Source organism: Streptomyces tateyamensis, from assembly GCF_003205575.1.
Lineage (GTDB): Bacteria > Actinomycetota > Actinomycetes > Streptomycetales > Streptomycetaceae > Kitasatospora > Kitasatospora tateyamensis.
This window is the reverse complement of sequence record NZ_PYBW01000079.1, coordinates 1-8,917: the sequence shown is the minus strand read 5'-3', so window position 1 is coordinate 8,917 and position 8,917 is coordinate 1. Positions and strand designations below refer to the sequence as shown.

Sequence of the window (8,917 nt, the reverse complement as noted above, 5' to 3'; positions counted from 1 at the left end):
CCGTCAGGGAGCAGCGGGATCCGTCCTTGAGGCGAACGGATTCGGCCCGGCGGCCGGCGCCTCCTCGTACACCCGCCGCCTGCTACCCCGCGGGTGGCGGTGCCGCGGGCGGGGGTGCGCCACCTTCAACCGCGCCGACCCGGACAGCCCCAACGGCGTCGACGTCCTCCTGGCTTCGGCGTTTCAGGGTGATGGTGGTGGCAGGTCCAGGGACAGGCCGGCCCCGGCGAGGAAGCCGTCGAGGATGGTCGGGGCGGTACCGGGGCCGTTTGAGCCGGTTTGCGGACGAGGGCTTCGAGACGGTCGACGGCGACCGAGGAGAGGTTGGCCAGGCTGTGCTTGACGTGCGCCCAGAGCCACTCCACGGGGTTCAGGTCCGGCGCGTAGGCGGGCAGGATGGATACGGTCAGCCAGTTCCTGGCAGCGACCAACTCGCTTATCGCGTGGGGGACATGGGTGTTCAATCGGTCCCAGACCAGCACGATCGGCGCCTTCACCAGATGGTGGATGCCGTCGATCAGGCCGATGCAGTCGCGCTCGGACAGGCTCCGCCGCTCGCCCTTGCGACCGGTGCGGCGCCGGATGCGGTGGAACAGTCTGGTCCGGGAGCCCGGCCGCACGGCGATCAGACCGGCGACCGAGACACGTCCGGAGCGGTTGCCGGAGACCTTCACGACCGGGGTGATGCCCCGCCGTCCCCAAGTTCGTCCACGGGGCGGCCTGCGCGTGAAGCCGGCCTCGTCGCTGAGTAGGCCCGGGGCGCGGTGCCGGGATTGCTCCCGGTCCGTTTCCCCGGACCTCTCGCCGAACCCGCCGTGCGCCTCTCGACGCAACGGGCTCTCCACGGTCTCTGCCGTCAGGCGGTCTCGGGGACCCAGGGGTTGGGGATCTTGCTACCTCGATAGCGGTACCGGGTGACCGGGATCGCGCTGATCTTTCGCAGCTCGCTCCTGCCCGCCGTGATCGAGAGCCACCGCCCTGTGGGGGTGGTTAGCCGTCGGCGGACATCCCGCCAATTCCAGCGGTTTCGCGTGCACAGAAGGCGGACCAGCCGCCACCAGACGAGGTGGTCCACCTTTCTGAAGACGTGCTTCGCGACAGCGTGCCGGAAGTAGCGGGCCCAGCCCTGTGTGGCCCTGTTCAAGTTGAACAGCACCACGGCCAGATCCTGCTGCGACGTTCTGTGAGTCATAGAACGGATCTTCGCCTTCAGAGCCCGCAGGGGTCGTTCGGCGATGAAGGTGTAGACGTACCACTTGTCCGTTCCCCTCTTGCGGCGCCACTGGATGCGGAACCCCAAGAAGTCGAACCCCTCGCTCAGGTGCACCACCTGGGTCTTGGCCGGCGACAGCCGCAGCCCCATTGGTGCGAGCACCTGGGCGACCTCCTCGCGTAGCGCCTCGGTGTCCTGCCTGGTCCCGTCGACCATGACGACGAAGTCGTCCGCGTAGCGGACCAGCCGCCACGACGGCAGGCCCTTGGCCCGGCGCCGCCACCGCCGAGAGCTGTTGGACAGCTCACCGCCGCTCTCCCACGCCCGGTGCAGGTGCTCATCGAGCACTGACAGGGCGATGTTGGCCAGCAGCGGGGACAGGATGCCCCCTTGCGGCGTGCCGGTCAGGGTCTCCTGGACCTCGCCGAACTCGGACATCAGCCCGGCCTTCAGGAATGCCTTGACCAGCGCCAGCACCCGCTTGTCCTTGACCCGCTTCCGGACCCGGTCCATCAGCGCCACGTGGTCGATCTCGTCGAAGCACGCGGCGATGTCCGCGTCCAGCACCCACCGATATCCGCAGGTGCCGTAGAAGTGGATCTCGGCAATCGCGTCCTGGGCCCGCCGCTTGGGCCGGAAGCCATACGACACCGGCTTGAAGTCGGCCTCGAAAATCGGCTCCAGCACCAGCTTCAGCGCGGCCTGGACCACCCGGTCGGCGACAGTGGGAATCCCCAGCCGCCGAACCTTCCCCGACCCTCCCGGCTTGGGAATTCTCTTCTCCCGCACCGGAAGCGGCCGGAACGCGCCCGTCTTGAGACGGCCGCGCAGGTCATTCAGGAACCCGGGAACACCGAGCGCCTCCTCGACGTCGGCGGCGGTCAGGCCGTCGACGCCGGCAGTGCCGGCTCCCCGGTTGCCCGCGACCCGGTCGAACGCCGCGATCAGCGTCGCCGGGTCGTGCACGAGGTTGAACAGATCGTCGAACCGACGGCCGCGATCGGCCGCCGCCCAACGGTGAAGCTTGGCCTGCATCTCCGATACCCGCTGGCGCGGTCCCACCGGGGCCACCTCCAGCAGAGCACCGCCGTTCGGCGGCGCGTCTTCCGGCATTGCAGCGTCCTTCCCTTCTCGATACCGCTGCCGCCCTTCCCCATGTGCCGGGCTCTCCCCGGCTCGGAGTACTACGGCGGCTCCGCCCCACCCGGCCCGTTCAGCCGTCGATGTGCCTATCCCGCCCGGCGGACTGGCTGTCCGTTGACGGGAGTTGCGACCAGGTGGTTCCCGTGTTCACTGCGATTCGCTCGACGGAGTAGGAGCCCGACTGTGTCCCTGCGGCATCGCCACGAGTACGCCGTAGACCTTCCTCGTGGCCTCCCGGACAGCTTCGAAATACCGGCCAAGGAGTTCCCCACCACCCTCCGGCGGCGAGTGCGCACCGCTTCCGGCCCAGATCCGCCAGGTTCGAGCCGGTGTAATCGTTAAGAGACGTAAAGACGCCGGTTCCTCGCGTACTCCTCTCCATCCCGCTCGCCGAACCCGCACCATCTGGCAGTACTGGCACGTCCCGGCTTTGTCAGGGCCGCTCCCGCCCTCCCCGGCATCACCCGGATCAGGCTGCCCTCAGCTCCACCTCCCTGCTACGACAGGTCGGCGGTGAAGGTCTCTCACCTCCACACGAACCACAGCGCCTCACGGCGCAATTCGAAGCAGACCCACCCGTCGCAGTCCGCCCGGGCTCTTTACCTACGCCCAGGTCACCTCCGTCCACGCGGTGACGGCCTGCTCGTCACGTTCCGCGGCCCGCCTCGCAGGCATCTGCGGAGTGAAGGCGAGCCTGTGCATCAGCCGTGTAGCACCCGAGACGCTGTACGAGACGTGGAACCTCCGCCCGATCAGCGGGGCCACCCGCGAAGCGGTCCACACCTGGCCCTCCACCCAACCGTGCGCGGCCGGACCCTGGTCCAGATACGCCGCGAGCTTCTCCAGGCAGCGCGGCGACATATCTCACACACCATCGGATAACCCATCAGGCAAACCCGGGAAGTTCACCCTGGCGCGCCGAAGTCAGTATGGCCAAGGCCCTGGCCTGCGCGCCCTGTTGGAGTCCCATGGGATCGGCTTCGTCCTCGCCGTCGCCTTCAGCACCCGGGTGAGGATCAACCAGGGACGCACGGCCGCTCGCGCGGATGCCGTGGCCGACCGTCTGCCGACCTCAGCCTGGCACCGGCAAAGCGCCGGTGCCGCTGCCGAGCCGGGCGGCGCCTTGCCGAGGCGACCATGCCTGCCCGCAGCCGCCCGGGCGGGGAGCCCCGGGTCTGAGAGCCCCGGGCCGGTGCCGCCCGCGTCCGGGCACGAGTTCCGCGGGCCGCGGGCCATGGGCGTGGCGCCAGGCTGCCCCGCGGTCGCGGGCCATCCGCTCGCCCACGAGCCGCTGCGCGTAGGCCGGGGGCGACCCACCGTCCCGTTCTCCAGGTGCCGGTAGGAACAGATCCGGTATGACCGACATGCCGGACCGGGGACACCAGACCGGCTACGTCGACCGAGGTACGCCAGCGACGGATCCGGCTCCGAAAGGGCTAGCGCGAGTAGTGAGTTCGACGGGTCCCAGGACGACGCGGCGGACGTATTCGGGCTCGTAGGTCGGATACCGACCGGTGGGGCCCGCGGCAGGGCGCCTCCGTGCTCCCGTGGACCGGCCGCTACCGCCCGTTCACCTCAGCACGGCCCGAGCGCAAGCCTTGATCGTCGTTCCCACGCGAGTCGCGACATCAGGTTCCGGGCCCCGCGGGCGCCTCGGGGAGCGGCGGAGGGCGGCCGTTCCCGGGGCGGAAGCGCCCGTGCCGGATCCGTTGACACCGTCGCGGGCCATGAGCATGCTGACTGCAGCTGAGCCAGCGTCAGCTTCGGACGAGTCCAACATCGCTATCTGCAAAGGTAGTTGTTCGGAACAGAAATCGTCGTGCGCACGTCCGGTCCGGTCCGCCCGACCAGCGCCGCCCGTCGGCTCCGTCTTGCAGCTTTTCGCCGGCTCCACGCCTCCTGACCGCGAGCAGCCCCGCCCGGGGCGGCTCCGGCCCGAGATCAGGTGAGGAGGTGAATACCATGAAGAAGATCGTCGTGCGCAAGCCCGGCTCGGTCCGCCTGACCAGCGCCGCGCAGCCGCTCTACGGCTGTACCTGCGTCGCCGCCTGACGGAACGTTTCCGCACGTCCACTCACCACACCCGACAGGGAGACCCACATGAAGAAGATCGTCGTGCGCAAGCCCGGCTCCGTCCGCCTGACCAGCGCCGCGCAGCCGCTCTACGGCTGTACCTGCGTCGCCGCCTGACCGGACGCCTCCGGGCGTCAAGGCCGGCCGATTCGGCAGGCCCGGCAAGGAGGTGGCCCGCATGAAGAAGACCGTCGTGCGTGAGTCCGGCTCGGTCCGCCCGAGCGGTGTCGTGCAACCGGTCTACACCACATGCCATGGCCCCCGCAACTTCCTCGCCGCTGCCTGAGCAGCACCGCAACGGTGCCCCGTGCCCCGGACCGGGACGGCAGGTGGCCGGCACGAAGAAGCTCGTCGTGCACCGGCCCTGCGCGGTCAGCCTGACCAGTCCTGCGCAGGCGCTCCCACGTCCACCTGTGAACTCCCTTACCGAGGCAGCCGGTTCGCCGGTCGGTGGATGGGCCACCCGGTCCGGGCGGCCCATCCACCCTTGCAACGAAACCCGACGGCTCCACCCTCCGAGGAGCGTGCGTGCAATCCACGACCGGCAGCGGCCTGCCCGAGACCGACCTGGACCAGCCCCGGGCGCTCCATCCGCTGGTGTTCCTCCCCGACGGGGAGGACGTGGTGGTCGGCCGGGCCGACATCGACGAGTACGTCGTGCTCCCCGCCGACGGTGCGGCACTGGTCCGCCACCTGGCCGACGGACTGACGCCCCGTCAGGCAGCCGACCGGTATGCCGAGGAGTTCGGCGAGACCGTGGACATCGCCGACTTCCTCTCCACTCTGGCGGAGTTGGGCTTCCTCGCCGCGCCGGGCGAGTCCACGCCACCGCCCGCCGCGCCGGCGCCGGTCCGCTGGCAGTGGCTGGGCCGCGCCGTGTTCAGTCTTCCCGCCTGGCTCTGCTACGCGGCCGTCCTCGCGGCCTGCGTGATCGAGATGGTCCGAGTCCCGGAACTCGCCCCGCGTAACCACCACCTGTTCTTCACCGGCTACTTCACGGTCATCGAACTCACGCTGTTTCTAGGCCAGTTCCCGCTGCTGCTGATCCACGAGGGCTTCCACACGCTGGCCGGCCGGCGGCTGGGCCTGCGCTCCCGACTGGGGATCGGCCACCGAATGATGTACCTCGTCCTGGAGACCTCGATGGACGGCCTGGTCGCCGTACCCCGGCGCAAGCGCTACCTGCCCATCCTGGCGGGCATGGTGGCCGACGTCCTGGTGATCGCCGTGCTCACCCTGGCCGCCGACGCCACCCGGAGCCCGGGAGGGGCCTTCCCGCTGGTCGGCCGGCTCTGTCTGGCCCTGGCCTACGCGACACTGCTCCGGCTGGTCTGGCAGTTCTTCCTGCACCTGCGCACCGACCTCTACGTGCTGGCCACCACCCTGCTCGGCTGCGTGGACCTGCACACGGCCGCCCGCGGCACGCTGCGCAACGCCACGCGCCGCTGGACCAGGCGGCCCGCGGAGGACCCGGAACTCTGGCACCCGACCGACCGCAAGGTGGCCCGCTGGTACGCCTGGCTGATGGCGGGCGGCTACACCCTCACCGCAGTCAGCTTCGTCCTGGTGGTCCTGCCGGTCGGCCTGACCTTCGTGCTCGGTGTCCTGCGGCGCTACAACGGCCACGGCTCGGCCGCGGGCCTGATCGACTCCACCGTCCTCGTCGTCCTCAACGCCGCCCAGCTGATCGCCGTCGGCTGGCTGGCCCACCGCAACCGTCGGCGTGCCAGCACAGCCGGCGCCAAGCCCGTCAGTGTCGGATGAAAGGCAGCACCGTGACCGGAACCAGCACCGCCGCCGGCACCCCGCAGCACCTCTGGCTCCGGAGCGCCGATCCGGCCGGCCGCCGCACGGCCGCCGAAGCCCTGGCGGTGCCGCCGGTGCTGGCCGAGGTCAGTGCCCACCGCCGCCTGCGCGGTCCGTACACCGCGGCGGGGAACCTGCTGCGGGAGATCGTGCCGGACGCGCTGCTGCGCTGCCCCGACTCGGTGGCCCGGCACGACGTGGAGATCCTCTCCGCCTCGCCGGAACTGCGGGCGATCGTCCCCGCGAGCCGCGAGACCCTCACCTCGCTGGCCGTGCCCGCCGAGCGCACCCGCTTCTACTCCCGGCTACGCACCCTGCGGATAGCCCACGGCCTGACGGAGTTCCTCGCCGACTACCTCAAGGCGCTCGGTGACGGTCCGCGCACCATGGTGGTCCAGGACCTGCACCACGCCGACCCGACCGACCGGGAACTGGTCGCGGTCCTGCTGCGCCGGATGGACCCGGTGGTACTCACCCTCGTGCTGACCACCGGCACAGAGGCGCTGACCGAGCCGGACACGCCCGTCGCCGTCGCGCTGTCCGAGGCGGTCGGGACCCACTGCCGCCGCCTGGACCGGGCCGCCGAGCCGGCGCCGCTGCCCGCCGAGCCGGCCCGCCGCTTCGTCGAGGAGGACGGGACCTCGGACGATCCGCGTCTGCTGGCCGCCTACCGGTCGCTCGCACCGGACGCCCGCGCCCTGCTGCACGACACCCGGCGCCAGGTACTGGAGCTCAGCGGCGAGCCCTCGCTGGCGCTCGGCGCGATCGCCTGGCACGCGGAGCACGGTAGCGACCCGGCCGGCGCGGGCCGCAAGGCCCTGATGCACGCGCTCAACTACTGCATGGACATGGGGTTCTACCATGCGACGGTGGACTACGGCAGCCGCGGCCGCGCGCTGACGACCTTCGCCGACGACCCGGACGCCTGGTGGATCTTCAGCACCAAGATGACCACCTCCTACGCCGCGCTCGGCATCCCGGACGAGGCGCTGCCGATCTACGCGCAGGCCCGCGCCGCCACCGACAGCCCCAGCATCCACATGCAGGCCGCGTACGCCACCGCCATGCTCTACACCCGCCACCTGGACGAGGACCACCGCGACCACGTGCTGGCCCGCGGCTGGATCAACCAGGCCATCGCCCTCGCCCGGCTGCACGGCGCACCCAAGGAGCGCGCCATGCAGACCGCCTTCAACCGCAACGGGCTCGCCCTGATCGAGGTGCGCGACAAGCGCCCGCTGGAGGCGCTCAAGCTGCTGGACGAGTCGATCGCCCTGCTCGACGAGGCCCTGGACCCGGGCGAGCAGGGCCTGCACCGCTCGGTCCTGCGCTACAACCGCGCCCAGGTCCACAACGCGATCGGCCGCTACCCGGAGGCCCTGGCGGACTACGCCGCCGTGATCGAGCTCGACCCGAACTACGCCGAGTACTGGTTCGACCGCGGCACGATCCGCCGCAAGGCCGACCAACTGGAGCTGGCGCTGGCCGACTTCGAGCAGGCGATCAAGCTGTCCCCGCCGTTCCCGGAGGCGTACTACAACCGGGCCGACGTCCGGGCCGAACTCGGCGACCTGGCCGGAGCGGTGGCGGACTTCGGCTACGTGCTGGAGCTGGATCCCGCGTTCACCGACGCCCACCTCAACCGGGCTTCGCTGCTCGCCGAACTGGGCGACCCGGCCGCAGCCTGGCTGGATGTCGAGGCCGGCCTGCGGATCGACCCGAAGCACGCCCAACTGCTCTGCCTCAAGGGGCAGTTCCATGCCGCTGAGCAGGACTTCGAGGCCGCCGGACGAGCACTGTCGGCCGCCCTGGAGGCCGACCCGAGCAACGCGGAGGCCTGGGCGCTGCAAGGTGGACTGGCCTACCAGCAGGGCAAGTTGGCCCAGGCGCTGGCGGACCTGGAGACGGCCCGAACGCACTCCGGCGACCCCGGCATCGCCTTCAACCTCGCCGTGGCCCGGCACGATTCGGGGCACCTGACGGAGGCGCTCGAGCTGCTCGACGAGGTGGTGGCGCAGACCGACGACGCCGACGCCCGGCTGCGCCGCGCGCAGGTGCTGATCGACCTCGGGCGCCCCGCCGACGCCCGGGCGGACCTCCAGGCCTGTGTCGAGGCCGGACAGGACGCCGAGCTCGGCCTCGCCCCCGAGTTCGCTGCCGAGGCCGCCGCGCTGCTCGCGGCTCTGGCGGCAGACTGACCGACCGCGACTACCACCCCCAGGAAACCAGCCCGGGCGGGCAAACTCACCAGCGGCCCCGGGGCGCGAACTCACCGCCTCGGGGCGAAAATACCCACCGCAGGTCAGCGAGGGTACCCAAACTCCCCACCACAGGTCAGCGGCCCGCACCGGGGACGGGGCCGGGTCAGGTGCGGCGCCACCAGGCACCGCACCGCTCCGCTTCGGCGGCCACGGCTTCGGCGGCGGCCCGCTCGCGCTCGGCGGCCTCCCGCTCCGCCTGGTCGGCGCCTCGGCCTGGCAGCAGCCGGCGCACAGCCCGTCGTCGCCCCAGCCCCGTTCCTTCTCGGCCCACCGCTTGTCCGAGAACGGCGCCGCGCAGCGGCGGCAGGCCGGCCGGCCGGCGCCGTTCCCGCTCCGCTGCCTCCCGTTCCTGGCGGACATGCTGGGCCGCGGCCTGCTCCACGCGGGCCCAGATCCCCCCGCTAGGGCCTGTTCCGAGTTC

4 protein-coding genes and 3 pseudogenes are annotated in these 8,917 nt (G+C 71.2%); 3 read left to right on the top strand and 4 right to left on the bottom strand.

Translation table 11 applies throughout. From position 1 onward, the window contains the following. Positions 1 to 183 precede the first annotated feature (183 nt). From C7C46_RS20895 to C7C46_RS20885, 3 genes and pseudogenes are all read right to left on the bottom strand, one after another. A pseudogene (locus C7C46_RS20895) lies at positions 184 to 743 on the bottom strand (transposase); the annotation flags it as partial. Positions 744 to 856: 113 nt separating this feature from the next. Beyond that, positions 857 to 2,326, bottom strand: coding sequence for a group II intron reverse transcriptase/maturase (gene ltrA / locus C7C46_RS20890; RefSeq protein WP_110671410.1), 1,470 nt, complete (start codon positions 2,324 to 2,326; stop codon positions 857 to 859). A gap of 636 nt (positions 2,327 to 2,962) precedes the next feature. Further along, a pseudogene (locus tag C7C46_RS20885) lies at positions 2,963 to 3,217 on the bottom strand (helix-turn-helix domain-containing protein); the annotation flags it as partial. Between the two features lie 67 nt (positions 3,218 to 3,284). Here C7C46_RS20885 and C7C46_RS37740 point away from each other — a divergent pair. The 3 genes and pseudogenes from C7C46_RS37740 to C7C46_RS20870 form a co-directional block, all read left to right on the top strand. Then, positions 3,285 to 3,467, top strand: a pseudogene (locus C7C46_RS37740) (IS701 family transposase); the annotation flags it as partial. Between the two features lie 1,490 nt (positions 3,468 to 4,957). Then, positions 4,958 to 6,193: a hypothetical protein gene (locus tag C7C46_RS20875; protein WP_220040661.1), complete on the top strand. Its 1,236-nt coding sequence runs from the start codon at positions 4,958 to 4,960 to the stop codon at positions 6,191 to 6,193. Positions 6,194 to 6,204: 11 nt separating this feature from the next. Further along, positions 6,205 to 8,433, top strand: a complete 2,229-nt coding sequence (locus C7C46_RS20870; RefSeq protein WP_110671409.1) for a tetratricopeptide repeat protein — start codon at positions 6,205 to 6,207, stop codon at positions 8,431 to 8,433. 166 nt (positions 8,434 to 8,599) lie between these two features. Here the strand turns inward: C7C46_RS20870 and C7C46_RS34370 are convergent. Next, a partial coding sequence (locus C7C46_RS34370) for a hypothetical protein (protein WP_220040660.1) occupies positions 8,600 to 8,917 on the bottom strand: 318 nt, incomplete at its 5' end.